Source organism: Ensifer sp. NPDC090286, assembly GCF_044769565.1.
Lineage (GTDB): Bacteria > Pseudomonadota > Alphaproteobacteria > Rhizobiales > Rhizobiaceae > Ensifer.
In genome coordinates this window covers 312,477-335,539 of the sequence record NZ_JBIVYF010000006.1, presented here as the reverse complement: position 1 = coordinate 335,539, position 23,063 = coordinate 312,477, and the positions used below count along the sequence as shown (strand labels likewise).

18 protein-coding genes and 2 pseudogenes are annotated in these 23,063 nt (G+C 63.5%); 10 read left to right on the top strand and 10 right to left on the bottom strand.

Going from position 1 to position 23,063, the window contains the following annotated elements; genetic code table 11:
• Positions 1-206: 206 nt before the first annotated feature.
• The 6 genes from ACIQUG_RS28360 to ACIQUG_RS28335 all read left to right on the top strand — a co-directional run bounded on the left by ACIQUG_RS28360 (position 207) and on the right by ACIQUG_RS28335 (position 7,336).
• Positions 207-2,516 (top strand): bifunctional diguanylate cyclase/phosphodiesterase, encoded by a 2,310-nt coding sequence (locus ACIQUG_RS28360; RefSeq protein ID WP_043610734.1) that lies wholly within the window; start codon positions 207-209, stop codon positions 2,514-2,516.
• 232 nt (positions 2,517-2,748) lie between these two features.
• Positions 2,749-3,522: an N-acyl amino acid synthase FeeM domain-containing protein gene (locus ACIQUG_RS28355; RefSeq protein WP_192450784.1), complete on the top strand. Its 774-nt coding sequence runs from the start codon at positions 2,749-2,751 to the stop codon at positions 3,520-3,522.
• Between the two features lie 235 nt (positions 3,523-3,757).
• Positions 3,758-3,982 (top strand): aa3-type cytochrome c oxidase subunit IV, encoded by a 225-nt coding sequence (locus tag ACIQUG_RS28350; RefSeq protein WP_034786900.1) that lies wholly within the window; start codon positions 3,758-3,760, stop codon positions 3,980-3,982.
• A 387-nt stretch (positions 3,983-4,369) separates the two neighbouring features.
• A complete protein-coding gene (locus ACIQUG_RS28345; RefSeq protein ID WP_402325570.1) occupies positions 4,370-5,515 on the top strand; it encodes a Re/Si-specific NAD(P)(+) transhydrogenase subunit alpha in 1,146 nt (381 codons plus the stop codon).
• The gene (locus ACIQUG_RS28340) at positions 5,515-5,925 is read left to right on the top strand and encodes an NAD(P) transhydrogenase subunit alpha (RefSeq protein WP_205237753.1); all 411 of its coding nucleotides are present in this window, start codon (positions 5,515-5,517) and stop codon (positions 5,923-5,925) included. The genes ACIQUG_RS28345 and ACIQUG_RS28340 overlap by 1 nt, the downstream gene beginning before the upstream one ends.
• Positions 5,926-5,935: 10 nt before the next feature.
• Positions 5,936-7,336: an NAD(P)(+) transhydrogenase (Re/Si-specific) subunit beta gene (locus ACIQUG_RS28335; protein ID WP_402325569.1), complete on the top strand. Its 1,401-nt coding sequence runs from the start codon at positions 5,936-5,938 to the stop codon at positions 7,334-7,336.
• Positions 7,337-7,444: 108 nt separating this feature from the next.
• Here the strand turns inward: ACIQUG_RS28335 and ACIQUG_RS28330 are convergent, their stop codons facing one another.
• The 3 genes from ACIQUG_RS28330 to rpsU form a co-directional block, all read right to left on the bottom strand.
• Positions 7,445-7,921 carry a DUF992 domain-containing protein gene (locus ACIQUG_RS28330; RefSeq protein ID WP_043610725.1) on the bottom strand — a complete coding sequence of 159 codons (477 nt, stop codon included), beginning with the start codon at positions 7,919-7,921 and terminating at the stop codon, positions 7,445-7,447.
• A gap of 136 nt (positions 7,922-8,057) precedes the next feature.
• On the bottom strand, positions 8,058-8,945 hold the full coding sequence (locus ACIQUG_RS28325; protein WP_043610724.1) for a tetratricopeptide repeat protein: 888 nt from the start codon (positions 8,943-8,945) through the stop codon (positions 8,058-8,060).
• A 264-nt stretch (positions 8,946-9,209) separates the two neighbouring features.
• Positions 9,210-9,422 carry a 30S ribosomal protein S21 gene (gene rpsU / locus ACIQUG_RS28320; protein WP_034786884.1) on the bottom strand — a complete coding sequence of 71 codons (213 nt, stop codon included), beginning with the start codon at positions 9,420-9,422 and terminating at the stop codon, positions 9,210-9,212.
• Positions 9,423-9,747: 325 nt separating this feature from the next.
• Here rpsU and ACIQUG_RS28315 point away from each other — a divergent pair, with 325 nt between their 5' ends.
• The 4 genes from ACIQUG_RS28315 to soxG are packed head-to-tail and all read left to right on the top strand — an operon-like array spanning position 9,748 to position 14,881.
• Entirely contained in the window at positions 9,748-11,001 is a 1,254-nt protein-coding gene (locus ACIQUG_RS28315; protein ID WP_043610722.1) for a sarcosine oxidase subunit beta family protein, read from the top strand.
• 10 nt (positions 11,002-11,011) lie between these two features.
• Positions 11,012-11,347, top strand: a complete 336-nt coding sequence (locus ACIQUG_RS28310) for a sarcosine oxidase subunit delta (protein ID WP_034786877.1) — start codon at positions 11,012-11,014, stop codon at positions 11,345-11,347.
• Positions 11,344-14,337, top strand: a complete 2,994-nt coding sequence (locus tag ACIQUG_RS28305) for a sarcosine oxidase subunit alpha (RefSeq protein WP_402325567.1) — start codon at positions 11,344-11,346, stop codon at positions 14,335-14,337. The genes ACIQUG_RS28310 and ACIQUG_RS28305 overlap by 4 nt, the downstream gene beginning before the upstream one ends.
• Positions 14,330-14,881: a sarcosine oxidase subunit gamma family protein gene (gene soxG / locus ACIQUG_RS28300; RefSeq protein WP_402325566.1), complete on the top strand. Its 552-nt coding sequence runs from the start codon at positions 14,330-14,332 to the stop codon at positions 14,879-14,881. Before ACIQUG_RS28305 ends, soxG begins: the two co-directional genes overlap by 8 nt.
• Positions 14,882-14,946: 65 nt before the next feature.
• Here soxG and nudI read toward each other — a convergent pair.
• From nudI to glgC, 7 genes and pseudogenes are all read right to left on the bottom strand, one after another.
• Positions 14,947-15,372: pseudogene (gene nudI, locus ACIQUG_RS28295) on the bottom strand (nucleoside triphosphatase NudI); the annotation flags it as partial.
• 72 nt (positions 15,373-15,444) lie between these two features.
• Positions 15,445-15,963 (bottom strand): annotated as a pseudogene (locus ACIQUG_RS28290) (GNAT family N-acetyltransferase); the annotation flags it as partial.
• Positions 15,964-15,986: 23 nt separating this feature from the next.
• Positions 15,987-16,475, bottom strand: a complete 489-nt coding sequence (locus tag ACIQUG_RS28285; protein ID WP_402325565.1) for a MaoC family dehydratase — start codon at positions 16,473-16,475, stop codon at positions 15,987-15,989.
• A 73-nt stretch (positions 16,476-16,548) separates the two neighbouring features.
• Positions 16,549-18,513 carry a glycogen debranching protein GlgX gene (glgX, locus tag ACIQUG_RS28280; RefSeq protein ID WP_402325564.1) on the bottom strand — a complete coding sequence of 655 codons (1,965 nt, stop codon included), beginning with the start codon at positions 18,511-18,513 and terminating at the stop codon, positions 16,549-16,551.
• 121 nt (positions 18,514-18,634) lie between these two features.
• Complete coding sequence (locus ACIQUG_RS28275) at positions 18,635-20,263, bottom strand: alpha-D-glucose phosphate-specific phosphoglucomutase (RefSeq protein ID WP_402325563.1); 1,629 nt, start codon at positions 20,261-20,263, stop codon at positions 18,635-18,637.
• Between the two features lie 6 nt (positions 20,264-20,269).
• On the bottom strand, positions 20,270-21,712 hold the full coding sequence (glgA, locus tag ACIQUG_RS28270) for a glycogen synthase GlgA (RefSeq protein ID WP_402325562.1): 1,443 nt from the start codon (positions 21,710-21,712) through the stop codon (positions 20,270-20,272).
• 7 nt (positions 21,713-21,719) lie between these two features.
• Positions 21,720-22,982: a glucose-1-phosphate adenylyltransferase gene (gene glgC / locus ACIQUG_RS28265; protein WP_034786853.1), complete on the bottom strand. Its 1,263-nt coding sequence runs from the start codon at positions 22,980-22,982 to the stop codon at positions 21,720-21,722.
• Positions 22,983-23,063: the final 81 nt, after the last annotated feature.

Here is a 23,063-nt window from a genome sequence, read left to right as displayed (position 1 = left end):
TCAAGCCGTTTTATTGTGCGAATGCCTATGTTTGGTTGTAGAAACCGAGTATTGTCCCGCGCGGTTCGCACTACTGAGTTGAACTCTTGGGCGATGCCGGCGAAGACCCATGATTTTGCTGGGATTCGGTACATTTTTCGGGGCGTTAGACGAAATCTTTCGTTAAGTCATCACCCCTAACAATCCGGTAAACCGGAGCTTGGTTCATGATGCGACTTGGACAGAGCGCTCTTCCGACTGACGTGTATCTGTCATCCGTAAGCTCGCTCTACGAACATCGCAAAACGTTGCTGATCGGCATGTTGTCGCATGTCGTGACGTTCCTGCTCGTCTATCTGAAGACCAGTGATCCGCTTTACCTCGCCTGCTCCGGCGTGATCTTCGTGCTTTGGGCGCTGCGTAATCTCGACATGGCGCGCTTCGACCGGCAGGACTTCTCCAATGCCGACCGGGCGATGGTGCGAAAATGGGAGAACCGCTACATCGTCGGCGGTGTCAGCGTCACGCTCACCTGCGGCATCGCCTGCGGTTATGCCATCGCCGTCAGCCAGGATTCCTTTTCCGAGCTCGCCACCATATCGGTGACGCTGGCCTCGATGATTTCGCTCGTCGGGCGCAATTACGGCTCCGAGCGGGCCGTGCTTCTGCTCTCCTCGTCGGCCTGCCTGCCGATCGTCATCGGCCTGATCTCGCTGCAGGACGTGTTCATGCTGGCGCTTGCCGTGCTGATCCTGCCCTTCATCCTGTCCACCTGGATGATGGCCAACAACGTGCGCGCCTTTCTCTACGAGAACGTGATGGCGGCGCGCGAGATCGCCACGATCGCCGGCCAGTTCGACACCGCGCTCAACAACATGACGCACGGGTTGTTCATGCTCGATGCCGATGGCCGCGTGGTGGTCGCCAACGAGCGGGCCTGCGAATTGCTGGCTCTCGGCGACCGCACCGAGCTCAAGGGCTGGCTGCTCGACGACGTGATCCGGCGCGGCGCACGGCGCATGCGCCTCGATCCGGACAAGACCAAGGTCATTTCGCGCCAGCTCGACCTTCTGCTCAAGGGCAAGCGGCCGCAGGTGCTGATCCCGGTCAGCGAAGAGCTGCATCTGGAGTTTTCGGCGAGCCGCCGCGACAACGGCGACACGGTGCTGATCTTTGAAGACGTGACCGCGCGCGTCCAGGCGGAAAAGCAGATCCTGCATATGGTGCGGTTCGACAAGCTCACGGAGCTGCCGAGCCGCGACTATTTCGGAGAGCTGGTGCAGGCGACGGTGAGCGCGGACGACACGGCCGAACGGCTGGTCGGGCTCATGGTTCTCGACGTAACCGAATTCAAGCACGTCAACGACATGCGCGGCCACATCGTCGGCGACAGACTGCTTCAGGCGATTGCCGGCCGGCTAAGGGTGCTTGCCGGCGACGATGCGATCGTCGCGCGGCTGATGGGCGACGAGTTCGTCGTGTTCATTCCCGATGGCAGTGACGCGATTGCTCTCGAAGAGCGGATGCGCGGACTGCATGCCGATCTGCGCGACACTTACGAAGCCGGCGGCTTCACCTTCAGCATGACGATGAGCGCCGGCTTCGTCATCGCTTCGAGCGTCGACCTCAAGCTCGAGGACCTGCAGATCAAGGCCGATCTTGCGCTTTCGGAAACGAAACTGCGCAACCGCGGCGGCTGCACCGCCTTCGAAGCCGAGATGGATGCGCGCTATGTCGATCGCCAGAAGCTGAAGGCCGACTTGCGCGAGGCGATCAACGCCCGCAGCCTGACGCTCTCCTACCAGCCGATGTTCGCGCCGAACGGCGGGCGCGTGGAGTGCTGCGAGGCGCTGGCGCGGTGGACGCATCCCGAACGCGGGCCGGTGCCGCCGAACGTATTCATCCAGCTCGCCGAAGAGCTCGGGTTGGTCACTGAGATCACCCGCTTTGTGCTCGATCAGGCGTGCCGGGACTGCATGAGTTGGCCGAGCGACGTATCCGTGTCGGTCAACCTGTCGGTGCTTGACCTTCGCAGCAGCGAAGTCGTGGTGATGGTGACGAACGCGCTTCACCTCACCGGTCTCGATGCGGCGCGGCTGCATCTGGAGGTGACGGAAAGCTGCCTGATGGACGAGCCGCTCAAGGTGCAGGCGATCCTGCGCGAACTGCGCGGACTGGGTATCACCATCGCCATCGACGATTTCGGCACCGGCTATTCGAGCCTCAGCTATCTCGATGCCCTGCCGGTCGACATCATTAAGATCGACCGTTCCTTCGTGCGCAACATCCGCGAGGATTCACGGCGCTTCAAGCTCCTGCGCGGGACCGCAAACCTGGCCCGCGCGCTCGGCCTTCGCATCGTCGTCGAAGGCGTCGAGACGGCGGACCAGCTACAACTTATCAACGAGCACAATTGTGCCGATTTGATACAGGGCTTCGTCTTTGCCGCGCCCATGCCCGCCTCGGCCATTGCCACGCTTTGCAAGAATGGTGTGCCAAAACGGGGCGCAAAACCCACCAGCAAGCGCATCGCCTGACCCCTGAAATCTTCTGGAATCCGTCCTGTTTCGCTACTGGTTTTCCGGTAGCAAGCCATTGATTAGGCGTGCCAAATTCATCCCGATTTGGTGCGCTTGATTTCAAATCGAGCAAATACGTTCACGAATTTTTATGGTTAACGAAAAGTTAACGGTGAACTGTTTCGATTTGCGGTTGCCGCCCCATCGCCCGTCAATAGGTTAACGAGTTGTTAACCATGAGGTGTTGAGTATGGGTGAGACGGTTCACCAGGCTGAGCCTGGGCGCTTTTCTGAAAAACTGATGCAATTGCTCGATCGCGTCGAATACCGGCGGGTCGAAACCGGTGAGGACATGGAGGACATCGCGCGGCTGCGCTACAAGTCCTACAAGTCCGTCAATCTGATGGAGTTGACCGGCTCGACGCTGATCGACGATCTCGATTTCGACAGTCACGCCTATGTCTTCGGTCTCTATCTCGACGAAGTGCTTGTCAGCACCGTGCGGGTTCATCACGTGACGCCGGATCATCGCGCCAGCACGTCGGGCGTGATCTTCGCACCCGAGATCGACGCGTTCCTCGATGCCGGCATGGTGCTGGTCGATCCCGGCCGGCTGGCGGTCGATCCTGACGTGATCGGCGACGAGATGCGGGCGCTTCCCTATCTGACGCTGCGACCGGTCGCCATGGCCTGCGAGTATTTCGCTGCCGACCGCTGCCTGACGGCGTGCCGTCCGCGCCACGCGGCTTTCTACAAGCGCATCTTTGCGTCGGAGACGGTTGTCGCCAAGCGCGAGAACCTCGGAGTCTACAATGCCGACGGCGCGCTTCTGGTGGCGCAGGTGCGGGGGCAGCGGCCGTCGATCCTCGACCGCTACCCGGTTTTCGATTCCGAACCGTTCGAACGCCGCATGATGTTTGCCGACCGCAACGAAGTGCCGTTTGCGCCGCTGACGATCCTGCCGACCGCGCGCATGGCGCAGACCGGATACGGCCGCTCCTACCGGACGTCCGTTTTCCGCTAAGCGGCCTTGATTGCGCAGGCGAATTTCGGGCGCACCGAGGCGTGCCACCCCTTGCGGAATGGCGCGACATTTCGCCCATCAGGTGCGGCTAAAGAACGGGTTTTCGTTGCGCCGGCCCTGCGCATTGTGTAAGGGCAGCTATAAGGGTTTCGCGGCTTTTCGCGGGACCATGCTTCGATTAGGGGCGGCGATGACCCCAAGGTAGCGCCGCGGCATTCAGGGAGAATTTTGAACGATGGCTGAGCATCATTCTGGACCGGTCGATGTGGGCGCTCCGATGGACTATCCGGAACACGAGAAGACCTACCTCATGTTCCTGAGCGCCTCGAAGTACGGCACGCTTTTCTGCGTCGCCCTGCTGATCGCGATGGCTGCCGGCTTCTTCACGACGATGGGCCTGATCTCCTCGATCGTGCTTTTCATCCTGATCAACGTCGCCGGTTTCTTCTTCCTTCGCTAACCGGCGCGACCAAACCGACCGTTGAGGGAGCGCAGATGGTGTTTCCTCGGCGACCGGGCGTTTGCCCGGAAGAAGTTGCATGTCGCTGGCTGGAGGTGCCGCCGCATGTGGCTTGAGGCCCGGATGCCCGCAAAGGGCAGGGGCGGATAATCCTCACCCACGTGAGGGAGGAGTGAAGAGCAGGCCCGCAGAGCCCATTTGAGGCTCGATGCCGGTGGACCGCCCAAGGTCCCGCATCCAGGCGACGGCTTGCTCCAGACGATTGCGCCGGGCACAGATGCGCCGCGCATAGGAGGGCGTGTCGGCCCGATAGGCCCACCCGCTTTGCAGTCGGAGAGAATGCCCGCATTCCGGCCCTGGCTCGATTGCGGCCAGGAGGGGGGATTTGTGAGCGAGATCGTCTTCGTCGCCAAGGAAACGGATCCGAACGAGGGTCGCGTTGCCGCATCACCGGATACCGTGAAGAAACTGAAAGGCCTCGGCTTCGACGTCGTCGTCGAGGCGGGAGCCGGCTTGCTGTCGCGCATTCCGGATGCAGAGTTCGAAAAGGCCGGCGCCCGGATCGGCACGATGGCAGACGCCAAGGCGGCGGATGTCGTGCTCAAGGTCCGTCGACCGACGACTGCCGAAATCGGCGGCTACAAGTCGGGCGCCATCGTCATCGCCATCATGGATCCCTACGGCAACGAGGCGGCGATCGCCGAGATGGCGAATGCCGGATTGACCGCTTTTGCGATGGAGCTGATGCCGCGCATCACCCGCGCGCAGTCGATGGACGTGCTGTCGAGCCAGGCGAACCTCGCCGGCTACCAGGCGGTGATCGATGCGGCCTACGAATATGACCGGGCATTGCCGATGATGATGACGGCGGCCGGTACGGTGCCTGCCGCCAAGGTCTTCGTCATGGGCGCCGGCGTCGCCGGCCTGCAGGCGATCGCGACGGCCCGTCGTCTCGGCGCCGTGGTCTCGGCGACGGACGTGCGTCCGGCTGCCAAGGAACAGGTCGCCTCGCTCGGGGCCAAGTTCATCGCCGTCGAAGACGACGAGTTCAAGGCGGCCGAAACCGCCGGCGGCTACGCCAAGGAAATGTCCAAGGACTACCAGGCCAAGCAGGCGGCACTCGTCGCCGAGCATATCGCCAAGCAGGACATCGTCATCACCACCGCGCTCATTCCCGGCCGCCCGGCGCCGCGGCTCGTTACCCGCGAGATGCTGAGGAGCATGAAGTCCGGCTCGATCGCGGTCGATCTTGCGGTCGAGCGCGGCGGCAACGTCGAAGGTGCAGAGGCCGGCAAGGTTGCCGAGGTGGAGGGCGTCAGGGTCATCGGCCATCTGAATGTGCCGGGCCGCATCGCCGCTTCCGCCTCCGGGCTTTATGCCAAGAACCTCGTCACCTTCCTGGAGACGATGGTCTCCAAGGAGACCAAGGCGCTGGCTCTCAACATGGAGGACGAGCTCGTCAAGGCGACGGCGCTCACCCATGGCGGTCAGGTCGTGCATCCGAACTTCGGTGCCAGCAAGGGGGACAAGTGATGGCGAATGAACTTCTCGACAAGGCGCTCGCCGATCTCGACCGGGCCGTGGAAGCGGTCCGCACCGCCGCCGAATACGTACCGGACGCCGCCGGCGTCGTCGCCCATGGCGCCACCGGCGGGGCGATCGATCCTTTCGTCTTTCGCCTGGCGATCTTCGTACTGGCGATCTTCGTCGGCTATTACGTCGTCTGGTCGGTGACCCCGGCGCTGCACACGCCGCTGATGGCGGTCACCAACGCGATCTCCTCAGTCATTGTCGTCGGCGCCTTGCTGGCCGTCGGCATTTCGGCCTCTGGGCTTGCGACCGGCTTCGGCTTCATCGCGCTGGTGCTGGCCTCCGTCAACATCTTCGGCGGCTTCCTCGTCACCCAGCGCATGCTCGCCATGTACAAGAAAAAAGACAAGTGAGGCCGGCCCGATGAACGCCAACTTCGCAGCCTTCCTCTATCTCGTCTCCGGCGTCCTGTTCGTCATGGCGCTGCGCGGCCTCTCGCATCCGACCACCAGCCGCAAGGGCAACACCTACGGCATGGTCGGCATGGGCATCGCCATCGTCACGACGCTGCTGCTCGCCAAGCCGAGCTTCGGCGGCCTGATGCTGATCGTGCTCGGCCTTGCCATCGGCGGCGGCATCGGTGCGGTCATCGCCCGCCGTATCGCCATGACGTCGATGCCGCAACTGGTCGCGGCCTTCCACTCGCTGGTCGGTCTTGCCGCCGTCATGGTGGCGGCCGCGGCGATGTATGCACCGGAAAGCTTCGGCATCGGCACGATCGGTGACATCCACGCGCAGGCGCTGGTCGAAATGTCGCTCGGCGTCGCCATCGGCGCCATCACCTTCACCGGCTCGGTCATCGCCTTCCTGAAGCTCGACGGTCGCATGTCCGGCAAGCCGATCATGCTTTCGGGCCGCCATGCCATCAATGCCGGTCTTGCGGCCGCGCTCGTCGTTCTGGTGATCATGCTGATGCTGACGCAGAGCACGACGGTGTTCTGGCTGATCGTCCTGCTGTCGCTGGCGCTCGGCGTGCTGATCATCATCCCGATCGGCGGCGCCGACATGCCGGTGGTGGTCTCGATGCTCAACTCCTATTCGGGCTGGGCAGCGGCCGGCATCGGCTTCACGCTCGGCAACCTGGCGCTGATCATCACCGGGGCGCTCGTCGGTTCCTCCGGCGCGATCCTCTCCTACATCATGTGCAAGGGCATGAACCGCTCGTTCATTTCGGTCATCCTCGGCGGCTTCGGCGGTGAGACGGCGGCGGCCGGCAGCGACGACGGCGTGCAGCGCACGGTCAAGCAGGGCTCGGCCGATGACGCGGCCTTCCTGATGGCGAACGCCTCCAAGGTGATCATCGTGCCAGGCTACGGCATGGCGGTCGCCCAGGCCCAGCATGCGCTGCGCGAAATGGCCGACCAGCTGAAGGCGGCCGGCGTCGAGGTCAAGTATGCGATCCACCCGGTCGCCGGCCGCATGCCCGGCCACATGAACGTGCTGCTCGCCGAAGCAAACGTTCCCTATGACGAAGTGTTCGAACTCGAGGACATCAATTCCGAGTTCGCGCAGGCCGATGTCGCCTATGTCATCGGCGCCAACGACGTCACCAACCCGGCGGCGCGCGACGACAAGTCCTCGCCGATCTACGGCATGCCGATCCTCGACGTCGACAAGGCCAAGACGTGCCTGTTCGTCAAGCGCTCGCTCGGCTCGGGCTATGCCGGCATCGACAACACGCTGTTCTACAAGGACGGTACGATGATGCTGCTCGGCGACGCCAAGAAGGTGACGGAAGACATCGTCAAGGCGCTGCACGCATGAGGGCTGCCCGCGTCGCCCGATAAGAAACGCCCGCCTTTCGGCGGGCGTTTTGCGTTGACATAAGGCGCGCTACGAGCGGCGATGTGTCGGGCTTTTGTCGATGCCGACCTAGCCAGCCGGCGCCAGTGTCAACTCGTCGATGCCGACGGCGACATTCAGGCCTTCCTGTACCTGGACGTTGACGGGCTGCAGCATGAAGGCCTTGTTGGTGCCGCCGCCGATCACCTTGGCACCCGCGCCAACGGCCATGCTCGCATCGGCGCCGACGCCGTAGTATTCACCGGCGAGCGCGAATTCGCTTACCGGGGTGCCGGTCTTGGCAAAGACATCCCAGATCATCGTGCTCTTGCCCGTCTTGCCGATGTCGATGCCGATCTTGCGGATCGTGCCGGCATAGACGGCCTTCGGCGCGCCATTGGCGGGCGTGAAGGTGCACATCAGGTTCTTGGTCGAGGTCAGGATCATGCCGGTGCCGCCTTCCGAACCGCAGACGAGGCGGCCAAGGGCGACATAGTTCTGTGCGGCGGCCGGGCCCGTGGCAAGCGCGGCGAGCGCCAGCGCAGTAACGAGGGTTCGTTTGATCATGGCTTGGTCTCCGTTTTTGATGCTTCAAGCAAACGGATGGCCAGCAGGAAGGTTCCGCCGTGCAGCGCTTAGGGCCTGCAAACCAAAACGCCCGCGATGTGGTCGCGGGCGTTTCGAAATGTGTGATCGGGTCGGCTCAGGATGCCTTGACGCGGGCAAGGCCGGCGCGGGCCGGCTCGTATTTCGGGTCGAGCTGCAGCGCGTGCGAGTAGGACTTCGACGCCTTGGCCTTGTCGCCCTTGCGCTCGTAGATGAGCGCCTGGTTGGCCCAGGATTCAGCGACCTTGCCGTTGAGGTTGATCGCGGTGTTGAAGTCGGAGAACGCGTTGTCGTCGTCGCCCTGGGCGACATAGGAAATGCCGCGGCCATTATAGGGCTCCGGCGAGCTCGGCGAAAGCGAGATCGCGGTCGAGAAGTCTTCGATCGCCTGGCCGTGCTGGTTGCGTGCCTGGTAGATCAGGCCGCGATTGTGATAGGCGCGCGGATCGGTCGTATCGAGCTGGATCGCCTTGTTGAAGTCGTTAAAGGCGGAATCGAGCTGGCCGGCCTGGCGATAGAGATTGCCGCGGCCGATATAGGCGACGTCGTAGTTGGCGTTGAGCTGCAGCGCCGTGTTGTAGTCGGCAAGCGCTGCCTGGGTGTTGCCCATGTTGCGGTGAACCAGCGCGCGGTTGGCATAGGCCTGGTAGAAGCGCGGGTTCAGCTTGATCGCCTGGTCGAAATCGGCAATGGCGCGGCGGTATTCGCCGGCGCGGCCGTAAGCCGAACCGCGAACATTGTAGCCTTCCGGGTCGCTCGGGTTGGAGGCGATGACGCTCGAGAGCGAGGCGATGTTTTCCTGCGAGCCCTGTTCGCGCTCGACCTTGTTGGTGACGGAGTCCGGACCGTCGGTCGTGCAGCCGGCAATGAGAAGGGCCGAACCGAGAAGCAGCAGGGCGGCAAGCCTTGGCTTGCGCTGGTGGCGGCGAGACGCCTCGTGGGCAGTGAAACCGGAGACGTCCGCAGTCATGGCAGCAAGTGTCAAAGGTTGATCCCTCAAATCGACAAGGTCTCGAAAGCCATCGGCTTTCTGTTCCTGAAGCCGCCGATACTCCCCGGGGCTCCGCAACCGGGCCCTGTTCAGGCCACTGGCGTCCGCCCGGCCAAAACGCTCCGGTCGGCTATCCGTCTCCGGCAGCGTTTCTCACGCTAGCCTGTCGGCGGAAAAGATGTCCATACCAAAAAAAGGCGGTGGCGATATATCGCCCCCGCCACGACTTACATCGGAAAGCGTCGAAAAATCGACAAATCAGCGGGCCAGGAGGCCTTCGCGCTGTGCACGCTTGCGTGCCAGCTTGCGGACGCGGCGTACGGCTTCAGCCTTTTCGCGGGCGCGCTTCTGGGACGGCTTCTCGTAGTAGTCACGCATCTTCATTTCGCGGAAAATGCCTTCGCGCTGCATCTTCTTCTTAAGAGCGCGGAGCGCCTGATCGACATTGTTATCGCGGACAAGTACCTGCACGTGAATCCCGTTCCTTGGTTCGAGTTATTTTGCAGCTCCGTCAGGTACGGAGGCAAAAGAATGACATTCGCTAAGCTGGAAGCTTTACGATTAGATGAGCGGATACCAGATCGTCAGGCGAAAGTCCAGCGACGACATGAGGAGACGCTGAAAAATCCTGAGATGCAGGGCCGGCGCTGCTTCCCGTCTGCCGCTTAACCGATCCATAGTCATGTCGCAACTGCGCGCAAGTCCACGCAAATGCGTCGCAAAAGAAACGTTGCGCGGGCCCCGGATTTGCGATTTCTAACGCCAACGAGAATGAACCACCGGGAGTAACGGGCCGATGCGCAAATATTCAGTTTTCGCCGTGGCGCGCGAGGCGCTGCGCGGCCACAAGGGATGGGGCCCGCACTGGGCGTCGCCGGAGCCGCGCAAGGAGTATGACGCCATCATCATCGGCGGCGGCGGCCATGGTCTCGGTGCTGCCTACTATCTTGCCAAGGAACACGGCATCACCAATGTCGCGGTGCTTGAAAAGGGATGGATCGGCGGCGGCAATACCGGCCGCAACACGACGATCATCCGGTCCAACTATCTCTATGAAGAGAGCATGGACATCTACGAGCATTCGTTGAAGCTCTGGGAAAACCTGTCGCAGGACCTGAACTACAACGTCATGTATTCGCCGCGCGGCGTGATGATGCTGTCGCACAACATCCATGACCAGCAGTCGTTCAAGCGCCATATCCATGCCAACCGCCTCTATGGCATCGACAATGAATGGCTGACGCCGGAGCAGGCCAAGGCCTATTGCCCGCCGCTCGATATCGCCAAGACCGCGCGCTACCCGATCAACGGTGCCGCCCTGCAGCGCCGCGGCGGCACGGCCCGCCACGATGCGGTCGCCTGGGGTTATGCGCGTGCCGCCTCCGACCGCGGCGTGCACATCATCCAGAACTGCGAAGTGACCGGCATCCGCCGCGACGAGACCGGCCGGGTCGTCGGCGTCGACACCAGCCGCGGTTATATCGGCGCCAAGAAGGTCGGCATCTCCGCGGCCGGCCATACCTCGGTGCTGATGCAGATGGCGGATGTGCGTGTGCCGCTGCAGAGCCAGCCGCTGCAGGCGCTGGTCTCCGAGCCGCTGAAGCCGATCTTCCCCTGCGTCGTCATGTCGAACTCGGTGCATGCCTATATCTCGCAGTCCGACAAGGGCGAGTTCGTCATCGGCGCCGGCACCGACCAGTACAATTCCTATTCCCAGACCGGCGGCCTGCAGATCATCACCCATACGCTCGATGCGATCTGCGAGCTCTTCCCGATGTTCCGCCGCGTGAAGATGATGCGGCAGTGGGGTGGCATCGTCGACGTCACCCAGGACCGCTCGCCGATCCAGGGTGTGACGCCGGTTCCGGGCCTTTATCTCAACGCCGGCTGGGGTACGGGCGGCTTCAAGGCGACGCCGGGCTCGGCCCATCTCTTCGCCCATCTGATCGCCAAGGGCGAGCCGCATCGTCTGGCCGCAGGGTTGACGCTGGAGCGTTTCCGCACCGGCCGGCTGATCGACGAGGCGGCTGCCGCCGCCGTTGCGCACTGAGGATTTCGAGATGCTTCTGATCTACTGCCCCTATTGCGAGGAAGAGCGTTCCGAGCTCGAGTTCCGCGGTGCCGGCGACGCCCACATCGCCCGTCCGGAAAACATCGCCGACATTACCGACGAACAGTTCGAGGAGTACTTCTTCCTGCGTCAGAACCCCAAGGGTCTGATCTTCGAGCGCTGGCGTCATATCCATGGCTGCGGCCGCTTCTTCAACGCCGCCCGCGACACGGTCAGCGACCGTTTCTACACCACCTACAAGGCGGGCGAGCCAAAGCCTGACATCGCCACCATTCTCCAGAGCGAGCAGGACAAGAACGGCCAGGACAAGGGAGCCGCGAAATGATGGGCGCCAACCGCATTCCAGGCGTCGGCCGCCTGACCCCCGCCCGCACCGCGCGCTTCACCTTCGACGGCCGCACGCTGACGGCACTCGAAGGCGACACGGTTGCCTCCGCGCTGCTTGCCAACGGCATTCACCTGGTCGGCCGTTCGTTCAAGTATCACCGCCCGCGCGGCATTCTTTCGGCCGGTGCCGAGGAGCCGAACGCGTTGATGGACGTCTCGCGTGATGCCGCCCGGCGTCAGCCGAACGTGCGCGCCACGGTGCAGGAAGTCTTCGACGGCATGAAGGTCGAATCGCAGAACCGCTGGCCGTCGCTCGCCTTCGACATCGGCGGCCTCAACGACCTGATGTCGCCGTTCTTCGCCGCCGGTTTCTACTACAAGACCTTCATGTGGCCGAAGGCTGCCTGGCACGCGATCTACGAACCCTTCATCCGCCGCGCTGCCGGCCTCGGCGTCGCGCCGACGGAAGCGGATCCGGACCACTATGCCAGCCGCTACGCCCATTGCGACGTGCTCGTCATCGGTGGCGGCGTTGCCGGCCTTTCGGCGGCGCTTGCTGCGGCAAAGGCCGGCGCCAAGGTGATCATCTGCGACGAGCAGCCGGAAATGGGCGGCGCGCTTCGCTATGAAAGCGGCACGACGATCGACGGCAAGGACGGCTGGGACTGGGCGCAGGAGACCGCAAAGACGTTGGCCTCGATGGACAACGTCACGGTGCTCACCCGCACCACCGGCTTCGGCTACTACAACCACAATTTCGTCGGCCTCGTCGAGCGCGTGACCGATCATCTGGCGGCGCTGGACAAGTCGCTGCCGCGCGAGCGGCTGTGGCAGGTGCGCGCCAAGAAGGTGATCCTCGCCAACGGTCAGATCGAGCGCCACATGGTGTTCGCCAACAACGACCGTCCGGGAATCATGCTCGCTTCGGCCGGCCGCACCTATCTCAACCACTTCGGCGTTGCCGTCGGCTCGAAGGTCGGCGTCTACACCGCGCATGACTCGGCCTATGAGGCGGCTTTCGACCTGAAGCGGGCCGGTGTCTCGGTTCCCGTCATCGTCGATTGCCGCGAAAACCCTGGTGAAGCGGTTCTGGCTGAAGCGCGCAAGCTCGGTATCGAAGTGCTGACCAGCCATTCGGTGATCAAGGCCGGGGGCAAGCTTAGGGTCAATTCGATCAGCGTCGCCCGCAACGGCGGCGGCTCGGCCCGCAAGTTCGCGGTCGACGCGCTGCTGGTTTCGGCCGGCTGGACGCCGTCGGTGCACCTGTTCTCGCAGTCGCGCGGCAAAGTGAAGTTCGATGCGGCGACACAACGCTTCCTGCCGGGCACCTATCTGCAGGATTGCCTTTCGATCGGTGCCTGCAACGGCACCGACGACCTGCAGGCAACCATCGACGAAGCGCTCGCCGCCGGCGAACTGACCGCGCGTGCTGCCGGTGCCGAAGGCGGAGCGCAGGTGACGCTCTCGGGCGAAAACCGCTACGGCTGGACCGGCGGCATGATCGGTGCCGCTGAAGGGGCAGGGCCGGACACGACCGTCAAGGCCTTCATCGATTTCCAGCACGACGTCTGCGCCAAGGACATCCGTTTGGCGGTGCGCGAAGGCATGCACTCGATCGAGCACATCAAGCGCTTCACCACCAACGGTATGGCGTCCGACCAGGGCAAGCTTTCCAACATGCATGGTCTGGCGATTGCTGCAGAAGCGCTCGGCAAGGACATTCCGCAGGTGGGTCTCACCACCTTCCGCCAGCCCTATACGCCGGTGACCTTCGGCGCGATCGTCAACCATTCGCGTGGATCGCTGTTCGACCCGGCGCGCAAGACGCCAATGCATGCTTGGGAGGAAGCGCATGGCGCCGAGTTCGAGGATGTCGGCAACTGGAAGCGCGCCTGGTTCTACCCGCGCTCCGGCGAAGACATGCATGAGGCGGTGGCGCGCGAATGCAAGACGGTGCGTGATGTCGCCGGTGTCTTCGATGCCTCGACGCTCGGCAAGATCGAGGTCGTCGGCCCGGACGCGGCCCAGTTCCTGAACCTCATGTACACCAACGCCTGGGACAACCTGAAGCCCGGTCGCTGCCGCTACGGCATCATGCTGCGCGACGACGGCTTCGTCTATGACGACGGCGTTGTCGGCCGCCTGGCCGAGGATCGCTTCCACGTGACGACGACGACCGGCGGTGCGCCGCGCGTCATGAACCACATGGAAGACTACCTGCAGACCGAGTTCCCGCACCTCAAGGTCTGGCTGACGTCGACGACCGAACAATGGGCTGTGATCGCCGTCCAGGGCCCGAAGGCGCGCGAGATCATCGCGCCGCTCGTCGAGGGCATCGACCTCTCCAACGAGGCCTTCCCGCACATGAGCGTCGCCGAGGGCAAGATCTGCGGCGTGCCGACACGGCTGTTCCGCATGTCGTTCACCGGCGAACTCGGTTTCGAAGTCAACGTGCCGGCTGACTATGGCCAGGCTGTCTGGGAAGCGATCTGGGCGCGGGCCGAGCCGATGGGCGCCTGCGCCTATGGCACGGAAACCATGCACGTGCTGCGCGCCGAGAAGGGCTACATCATCGTCGGCCAGGATACCGACGGGACGCTGACGCCCGACGATGCCGGCCTCTTCTGGGCGGTTTCGAAGAAGAAGCCCGACTTCGTCGGTATCCGCGGCCTCAAGCGCCCGGATCTCGTCAAGGACGGCCGCAAGCAGCTCGTCGGTCTTCTCACCAAGGATCCGAAGGTTGTGCTGGAGGAAGGCGCGCAGATCGTCGCCGACCCGAACCAGCCGAAGCCGATGACCATGCTCGGTCACGTGACGTCGTCCTACTGGTCGGAAAACTGCGGCCGCTCGATTGCGCTCGCCATGGTGGCCGGTGGCCGCGCGCGGCTCGGGCAGACGCTCTATGTGCCGATGACCGATCGCACCATCGCCGTCGAAGTGAGCGACATGGTGTTCTTTGACAAGGAAGGGGGCCGTCTCCATGGCTGACCAGGTTACTGCAAGCCGCAAGGCGGCACTCACCGCGCGCGGCGGTTCGGCTGAGGCGATCCTGACGCCGGCACCGGCGGCAACCCGAATTTCGCTGCGCGCCGGCGCCGACGCACTGCCGGCCCTTTCGGCGGCCCTTGGCGTGACGCTGCCGACCCGGCCGAAGACTTCGGCCTCCTCCGGCCAGCGTCATGCGCTGTGGATCGGCCCCGACGAGTGGCTGGTGTACGACGAGAACGAAGCCGACCTGATGGCGGCGGCCGCCTCGAGCGGCACGCTGCATTCGGCGGTCGACATTTCGCATCGCAACGTTGCCGTCGTCGTCAGCGGTCCGGGTGCGGATGTGGCGATCAACAGCGGCTGCCCGCAGGATCTGTCCCTGGCGATCTTCCCGGTTGGCGGCTGCTCGCGCACCATCCTCGGTAAGGCCGAGATCATCCTCTTCCGCACGGCCGAGGATCAGTTCCGGGTCGAGTGCTGGCGGTCGTTCTCGCCCTTCGTCTTCGGGCTGCTGTCCGAGGGTGCGGCCGACGCCGGGCATTGAGATAAGAAGGCCGGGAAGCGCTCACGCGTTTCCCGGCCTTCAAGTCTGTCGGCAACCGTTGGCGCTTACCGCGTAGCCGGCAGGATGCCTTTTTCCTGGAATGTGCGCTTCGTCGCTTCGTTGAGGTCGTAATCCTGGAGCTGCTCGGGCGCGACCCAGGCATGTTCGACGAATTCGTCGTTGAGGCTGACCTCGCGATTTTCGGCCTCGCAGTCAAAGATCAGATAGATCATATGCAGCTCTTCGGTTGAGCCGTCGGCATACGACTTTGTCCGGATGTCGTCCCGGAAGGTCCAGGGCTTGATGGTCCCGATCTCCAGGCGGTTTCCAAGTTCTTCGCGGATTTCACGGCGCAGGCCCTCGTCGAGACGTTCGCCCGGCTCGAGGCCGCCACCGGAAAGGGCCCACTGCCCGGGAAACACGCCGCGATCGGTCGGCATCTTGCAGAGCAAGTAGGCGCCCCTGTTCTGAATGAGCGGGCAGACGATGATGCGCTGGCGCAATGACTTCTCCATTCCCTGTTTTTGCGACCGCGACAGCCGCCTTGATTTCACGCGAAGCGCAAATACCAGTAGAGCGCGGGCTCCCGGCGTCAATGCCGAATAGAGATGGCGGTCGTAGCCGGCAAGTTCGAAGCCGTATCGCTCGTAGAAGCGGCAGGCGGCGACATTGTTCGACTGGGTCTCGAGCCTGATCCCCGGCAGGCCCTGGTCCCGCGCCCATGACACCGCCCGGTCCATGAGGGCCCGCGCGACGCCGGCTCGGCGCGCATCGCGGTCGACGGCGATATCGTCGACTTCGGCAAAGCCGTTCCAGGCCTTCGAGAGCGCGATGTAACCGGCAAGCCGGCCGTCGAGACGTGCTGCGAAGAGGGCGGCATCCGGCCCGGCTGCCGCCTCCACAAGCTCGTCCGGTTCGGATCCATAGGCCTTGATGTAGCGCTCGACCGGGTTGACGTCGCCGAGACCGGGGCCGGTGAAGGGCGGTAGTGCCTCGGACGTGATCTCGAAGGAGAAGTCGCAGCCGGCAAAGTCGCCGACGAAACGTCCGTCGGCCGGCGCGACGATGACTGCTGCTGTCATGGGATCTGCCTGCTCAAACCGCCTCAGGCATCGGCGGGTCGATCCTTGGGATCGAACTGGATGATGGTCTGCCAGGTCGCCGTCAGCGCCGGCTTGCGCTCGCCTTCGATCTCGACGCTGACGTCATAGGTGATCATCAGCATGCTGGCGCCGCGAAAGCGCGCATCGGCCATAGTGAAGTGGCCGCGCACTTTGGCGCCGCTCTTCACCGGCGCGACGAAGCGCACCTTCTCGAAGCCGTAGTTGATGCCCATCGTCTGTTCGCGGATCTTCGGCAGGCAATTGTAGTTCATCGCCGAAAGCAGCGAGAGCGACAGGAAGCCATGCGCGATCGTGCCGCCGAAGGGCGTTTCGGCAGCGGCCCGCACCGGGTCGACGTGAATATACTGATAGTCGCTGGTTGCTTCGGCGAATTTGTCGATCGTTTCCTGGGTGACCGTGATCCAGTCGGAAACGCCGACTTCCTTGCCGACCAGTACCTTGATCTCAGAAAGTGATATGTCCTCAAGCATGTGAACGCCTCGAAACAAGCCCCCCAAGCGATCTATAGGCTCGCCTGTTGCAACCTGCAAGTGGTGGAAAAGCTTAGAAAACTTCGACGAGGAAGGTGACGGAGCGCGGCGCTACGTGATCGGCGGGGGCTGACGCTGCGAGCGCGTCCTGCCATTTCCCATTGACGCTGTCGGGCAGGCGGAGGGGATGCGGCGCATGGCTGCGATTGATGACGACGGCCAGCCGCGTTGCCCGCTTCTGGGTTCGGTCGCGGGTGGTCAGCACCATCATCAGATTGTCCGTTGCCGGATGCTCCCAGTCGCCAACCGTCATCGGGTGACCGTCGAGACGGCACCACTCGACGTCGCCGCTTCCCGTCAGGAACGTGGTCTCGTCGAAAACGCCGAAGCGAGAGCGGATGGCTGACAGGGCTGCGGTATGGGCAACGATCTCGTCGTCCATCGCCGTCCAGTCGAGCCAGGTGATGGCGTTGTCCTGGCAGTAGGCGTTGTTGTTGCCGTGCTGGCTGCGCCCGGCTTCGTCGCCGGCGGTCAGCATGATCGTACCGCGGGTGGCAAAGAGCGTGCCGACAAGAGCCATCACGTCATGGCGGCGAGCCGCCTTGATTTCCGGATCCGCGGTCGGCCCTTCGGCGCCGTTGTTCCAGGAGTGGTTCTCGTTGTGGCCGTCGCGGTTTTCCTCACCGTTCGCCTCGTTGTGCTTGCCGGCATAGGAGACGAGATCGGCCAGCGTGAAGCCGTCATGGGCGGCGAGGAAGTTGACCGTGCGGGTTCCTGCCTCGCCCCAACGGGAAAAACTGTTCGACGAGCCGGCAAGTGCTGTCGCCAGCGCCCCGATCGAATGGCGGTCGCCGCGCCAGTAGATGCGGATATCGTCGCGGGCGCGGTCGTTCCACTCAAGGAAAGGGGGGGGGAAGTTGCCGAGCTGGTAGCCGCCGGGGCCGATATCCCAGGGCTCGGCAATCAGCACGCGGTCGGCAAGCAACGGATCGGTCGCGATCGCCTGGAAGAGCGGAGCATCGCGGTGGAAGCCGCCCATGTCGCGGCCGAGGATCGAGGCGAGGTCGAAACGGAAGCCGTCGACGCCGGCAGCGCTGACGAAATGGCGCAGACTGTCGAGGATCAGGGCCTCGACCACAGGGTTGTCGCAGGCGATCGTGTTGCCGCAGCCGGTATCGTTGATCAGTTCGCCCGGCCGGTCGGTGACATGGCGGTAATAGGTGAGATTGTCGAGGCCGCGCGTCGACAAGGTCGTGCCGAAGCGGTCGCTCTCGCCGGAGTGGTTGAAGACGAGATCGAGGATGACGCCGATGCCCTCCTTGCGTAGCGCTTCGACGGTCTTGCGCAATTCCTTGAGGCCGCCCGGCACAACGCGTGGATCGAGCGCCATCGGGGCGATCGGATTGTAGCCCCAGCCGTTCTTCAGCCCGAGCGGCGGCAGATGGCGTTCGTCGATCCAGGCAACGATCGGCATCAGTTCGACCGCCGAAACGCCGAGGCGCTTCAAGTGCGCGATGATGGCAGGCTCGGCAAGCGCCGCCACCGTGCCACGCTTGGCTTCGGGCACGTCGGGATGGAGGATGGTGAAAGGCTTGACGGCGATTTCGTAGACAAGGCCGCCGGCCTTGAAGAGCGGCGCCTTCACCTTGACGGCCTTCACCTCGGTGACGATCGCTTTCGGTACGAGGTCGGCGGTGTCTTCGCCAAAGATCGTCAGGCGTGGATCGTGGCGGAACGGGCGGTCGAGCTCCAGGGCGTAGGGATCGACGAGAAGCTTGGACGGATCGAACCAGAGACCGTGATCGGGCGAATAGACGCCATCGGCCCGGAAGCCGTAGCGCGTTCCCTTCGGCGCGTCGGCAACGGTCAGGCTGTGAATGTCGCCGTTCCGCGTCATCGGCAGCTGGCGCAGTTGTTTGGCACCTGATTTGTCGAAGAGGCAGAGGTCGATACGGGCGGCGTTGCGCGACCAGACCGAAAACACCGTGCCGTCGGGGGTGACGGTGGCACCGAGGGGTGGGTTTCCGATCGTCGACATGAAAGCGGCCCTCTTCCTGGTATCGAACTCATATCCCGTCAGCCCCTCCGCCAGGCGCGGCAGTGAGGGTCGGTGGCAACAGAAAAGGGCCGCCCGAAGGCGGCCCCGATCGTCTGGTTTCTCAGGTAATGACGCTCGGCTCGGTGCGGCCGGTGCGGGTCTTGATGCTGGCGATCTCTTCCGCAACGGCGATGAGATCGGCAAGCGCCGTCTGCGTCTCGATATCGTGACGCGAAGCGTCCGGCTCGAAGCGCTCGATATAGACGCGCAGCGTTGCGCCCGATGTGCCGGTGCCCGAGAGGCGGAAGACGACGCGGGAGCCGCCTTCGAACAGGATGCGGATGCCCTGGTTCTTGCTGACGGAATGGTCGACCGGATCGTTGTAGGCAAAATCGTCCGCGGTCGCGACCTTGAGCGCGCCGAAGGACTTGCCGGGCAGCGTGGCAAGCTGGTCGCGCAGGTTGGCGATCAGGCCATTGGCGGCATCGCTGTCGACCTCTTCGTAGTCGTGGCGCGAATAGTAGTTGCGGCCGTAGGTCGCCCAGTGGCTCTTGACGATGTCGAGCGCACTTTCCTTGCGGGCGGCGAGAACGTTCAGCCACAGCAGGACCGCCCAGAGGCCGTCTTTTTCGCGCACGTGGTTGGAGCCGGTGCCGGCGCTTTCCTCGCCGCAGATCGTCGCCATGCCCTCGTCGAGCAGGTTGCCGAAGAACTTCCAGCCGGTCGGCGTTTCGTAGAGGCCGATGCCGAGCTTCTCGGCCACGCGGTCGGCCGCACCGCTGGTCGGCATCGAACGGGCGATGCCGGCAATGCCCTTGGCGTAGCCGGGTGCCAGGTGCGCGTTGGCGGCGAGCATGGCCAGGCTGTCGGAGGGCGTGATGAAGATGCCGCGGCCGATCACCAGGTTGCGGTCACCGTCGCCGTCGGAGGCGGCGCCGAAATCCGGTGCATCCGGTCCCATCATCGTCTCGTAGAGCGCGCGGGCGTGCACGAGGTTCGGATCCGGATGGTGGCCGCCGAAATCGGGCAGCGGAATGAAGTTCATCACCGAGCCCTTGGGCGCGCCAAGACGCTTCTCGATGATCTCCTTGGCGTAGGGCCCGGTGACGGCGCTCATGGCGTCGAAGACGACACGGAAGCCGCCGCCGATCATCTTGCGGATGGCGTCGAAGTCGAACAGGCTTTCCATCAGCTCGGCATAGTCGGCGACCGGGTCGATGACCGTCACGGTCATGCCGTCAAGCTCCTGCGTGCCTTCGGCATCGAGGTTGATGTCGGCAACGTCGGAGATCTTGTAGCTGTCGATCACCTTGCTGCGGGCAAAGATCGCATCGGTGACCTTTTCCGGTGCCGGGCCGCCATTGCCGATATTGTACTTGATGCCGAAATCTTCGGTCGGGCCGCCGGGATTGTGGCTGGCCGACAGCACGATGCCGCCAAAGGCCTTGTACTTGCGGATGACGTTGGAGGCAGCCGGCGTCGACAGGATGCCGCCACGGCCGACGAGCACGCGACCGAAGCCGTTGGCCGCCGCCATCTTGATGGCGATCTGGATGACTTCGCGGTTGTAGAAGCGACCGTCGCCGCCGATGACAAGGGTTTCGCCCTGAAAGCCTTCGAGCGCGTCGAAGATCGACTGGATGAAGTTCTCGGCATAGTTCTTCTGCTGGAAGACCGGGACCTTCTTGCGCAGCCCTGACGTGCCAGGCTTCTGGTCGCCGTAGGGGGTTGTGGTAACCGTTCTTATCATGCTGACTTAACCTTTCCCGAGAAGTCCGGAATAAAGAGAGACGTAACGCTCGGCACTTGTGGCCCAGGAAACGTCCGATTTCATGCCCTGGGTCTGAATTTTCGACCAGACTTTGGGCTCGCTGTATGCACGCAGCACCCGCCGGATCGCAAGCCGCAACCCATCGGCATTGACAGGCGTGAACTGGAAGCCGGTGGCGACCTTGGCCGCAAGCCCGGCTTCGTTGGCGTCGATGATGGTATCGGCAAGCCCGCCGGTGCGGGCGACGACCGGCACGCAGCCGTAGCGCAGGCCGTAGAGCTGGGTGAGCCCGCAGGGCTCGAAGCGCGACGGAATGAGGATCGCGTCGGAACCCGCCTGCATCAGATGCGACAGCGGCTCGTTGTAGCCGGTGACCATGCCGATATGGCCGCGATGGCGGGAGGCAGCGGCGAGCAGCGCGCCTTCGAGCGCCGCGTCGCCGGAGCCGAGCACCACGAGCTTGCCGCCCGTGGCGACGAGCTCGTCGGCGATCTCGGCGACCAGATCCATGCCCTTCTGCCAGGTGAGCCGGCTGACGACACAGAAGATCGGGCCGTTGCCCTTTTCAAGGCCGAAACGTTCCTCGAGCGCACGCCGGTTGGCGGCGCGCTGCTTCAGGCTCGTTGCACTAAAATGCTGGGCGATGTGCGGGTCGGTCTGCGGATCCCAGATATCGGCGTCGATGCCGTTGACGATGCCGGAGAGGTCGGCGACGCGGCTCTTCAACAGACCTTCGAGACCCATGCCGAACTCGGGCGTCAGGATTTCCTGCGCATAGGAGGGGCTGACTGTGGTAATCGCGTCGGCGGTCTGCAGGCCGCCCTTCAGGAAGCCGACATCGCCGTAATATTCGACGAACTGCATCGAGAAGGCTTCTGGGGGAAGGGCAAGCTCTGGGAAGACCGAGGCGCCGAACTGGCCCTGGAAGGCGATGTTGTGGATGGTCATCACCGTCGGCGTTGCGGCCGCCGGGCCGAAATGCATGTAGACCGGCGTCAGCGCGGTCTGCCAGTCATGGGCGTGAACGATATCGGGTTTAAAGCCCGCGACGACATCGCCGCCGGCAATCTCGGCCGCCGCAAGCGAGAGTGCGGCAAAGCGGCGGAAATTGTCGACATAGTCGAGGCCGGTCGCATCGACGTAAGGACCGCCGTCGCGGGCGTAGAGTTCCGGCTGGTCGAGGACCAGCAGGTCGAGCCCGTCGATTTCAGCGGCGAGAACTGCAGCCGGATTGCCGAACAGGTTGTCGAAACTGCCAACCTTCTTTTTCTTCTTCAGCTTCTGCAGCACGGCCGGATAGCCGGGCACCAGGGTGCGGGTCTTGACGCCGTGCGGCAAAAGCGCTGCCGGAAGCGCGCCGACGACATCGGCGAGCCCCCCGGTCTTGATCAGCGGATAGACTTCGGACGCAACGGACAGGACGTTCATGAAGTGCCTACATTCCCAATTTGTCGATCATCGTTTGCGTGATCAGGCAGACGCCGTTTTCCGAGCGCCGGAAACGCTTGGCATCGAGCACCGGATCGTCCCCGACGACGAGGCCCTCCGGGATCACGACACGGCTGTCGATGACCACGTTGCGCAGCGTCGCATGGCGACCGATCTTCACATCGGGAAGAACTACGGCATTCTCCAGACGGGAATATGAATTTACTCGCACACCTGTGAACAACAGGCTGCGGTTGAGGGCGGCGCCTGAGATGATGCAGTCGCCGGAGATGAGCGACGACGTCGCCGAGCCGCGGCGGTTCTCGTCATCATGCACGAATTTGGCCGGCGGCTTGATCTCGGCGAAGGTCCAAATCGGCCAGGTGCTGTCGTAGATGTCGAGTTCCGGCGTCACATGGGTGAGGTCGATATTGGCCTGCCAGTAGGCATCGATCGTGCCGACGTCGCGCCAATAGGCCTCGCGCTCGAAATCCGAGCGCACGCAGGACTCTGCAAAGCGATGGGCGACGGCTTTGCCGTTGTCGACGATGTAGGGAATGATGTCCTTGCCGAAGTCGCGGCTCGATTTCGGATCGGCGGCGTCGCGGCGCAGAAGATCCATCAGGAACTTCGTGTGGAAGACGTAGATGCCCATCGAGGCAAGCGCCATCTCCGGATTGCCGGGAATGCCGGGCGGATCGGCGGGCTTCTCGACGAAGGCGATGATGCGGTCCTTCTCGTCGACATGCATGACGCCGAAGCCGGTCGCTTCCATGCGCGGCACTTCGAGGCAGCCGATGGTGACATCGGCGCCGGAATCGACGTGCTGCTGCAGCATCAGTTCGTAGTCCATCTTGTAGATGTGATCGCCGGCAAGGATCACCATGTATTCGACGCCATGGTCCTCGATGATGTCGATGTTCTGGTAGACGGCGTCAGCCGTGCCTTCGTACCATTGCGTTTCGGAAACGCGCTGGCTGGCCGGCAGGATGTCGAAGCTCTCGTTTCGTTCAGGGCGGAAGAAGTTCCAGCCGCGCTGCAGGTGCCGGATCAGCGAATGCGCCTTGTACTGGGTGGCGACGCCAATGCGGCGGATACCGGAGTTCAGCGCATTGGAAAGCGCGAAGTCGATGATACGAGCCTTGCCGCCGAAATAGACCGCCGGCTTCGCCCGTCGGTCGGTCAGTTCCTTCAGGCGACTGCCGCGACCGCCGGCGAGAACATAGGCCATGGCATCACGTGCCAGAGGTTGCGTACGCTTTTCCACCATTTGTCCTCCCCATTCATTGACCTCAAGGGGTCGTCACGGCGGCCTTCTGCGACGCCTTGCGGCCCTCGATTTTTGCAGTCT

Bases quoted from the DNA above. Each gene is read 5' to 3' on its own strand.
- ACIQUG_RS28355 (WP_192450784.1), top strand. From the start codon at position 2,749: ATGGGTGAGACGGTTCACCAGGCTGAGCCTGGGCGCTTTTCTGAAAAA.
- ACIQUG_RS28315 (WP_043610722.1), top strand. From the start codon at position 9,748: ATGCGCAAATATTCAGTTTTCGCCGTGGCGCGCGAGGCGCTGCGCGGC.
- ACIQUG_RS28330 (WP_043610725.1), bottom strand. From the start codon at position 7,921: ATGATCAAACGAACCCTCGTTACTGCGCTGGCGCTCGCCGCGCTTGCC.
- glgX (WP_402325564.1), bottom strand. From the start codon at position 18,513: ATGTCGACGATCGGAAACCCACCCCTCGGTGCCACCGTCACCCCCGAC.
- ACIQUG_RS28310 (WP_034786877.1), top strand. From the start codon at position 11,012: ATGCTTCTGATCTACTGCCCCTATTGCGAGGAAGAGCGTTCCGAGCTC.
- soxG (WP_402325566.1), top strand. From the start codon at position 14,330: ATGGCTGACCAGGTTACTGCAAGCCGCAAGGCGGCACTCACCGCGCGC.
- glgA (WP_402325562.1), bottom strand. From the start codon at position 21,712: ATGAACGTCCTGTCCGTTGCGTCCGAAGTCTATCCGCTGATCAAGACC.
- ACIQUG_RS28285 (WP_402325565.1), bottom strand. From the start codon at position 16,475: ATGCTTGAGGACATATCACTTTCTGAGATCAAGGTACTGGTCGGCAAG.
- glgC (WP_034786853.1), bottom strand. From the start codon at position 22,982: ATGGTGGAAAAGCGTACGCAACCTCTGGCACGTGATGCCATGGCCTAT.
- ACIQUG_RS28275 (WP_402325563.1), bottom strand. From the start codon at position 20,263: ATGATAAGAACGGTTACCACAACCCCCTACGGCGACCAGAAGCCTGGC.
- ACIQUG_RS28350 (WP_034786900.1), top strand. From the start codon at position 3,758: ATGGCTGAGCATCATTCTGGACCGGTCGATGTGGGCGCTCCGATGGAC.
- ACIQUG_RS28305 (WP_402325567.1), top strand. From the start codon at position 11,344: ATGATGGGCGCCAACCGCATTCCAGGCGTCGGCCGCCTGACCCCCGCC.
- ACIQUG_RS28340 (WP_205237753.1), top strand. From the start codon at position 5,515: ATGGCGAATGAACTTCTCGACAAGGCGCTCGCCGATCTCGACCGGGCC.
- ACIQUG_RS28335 (WP_402325569.1), top strand. From the start codon at position 5,936: ATGAACGCCAACTTCGCAGCCTTCCTCTATCTCGTCTCCGGCGTCCTG.
- ACIQUG_RS28360 (WP_043610734.1), top strand. From the start codon at position 207: ATGATGCGACTTGGACAGAGCGCTCTTCCGACTGACGTGTATCTGTCA.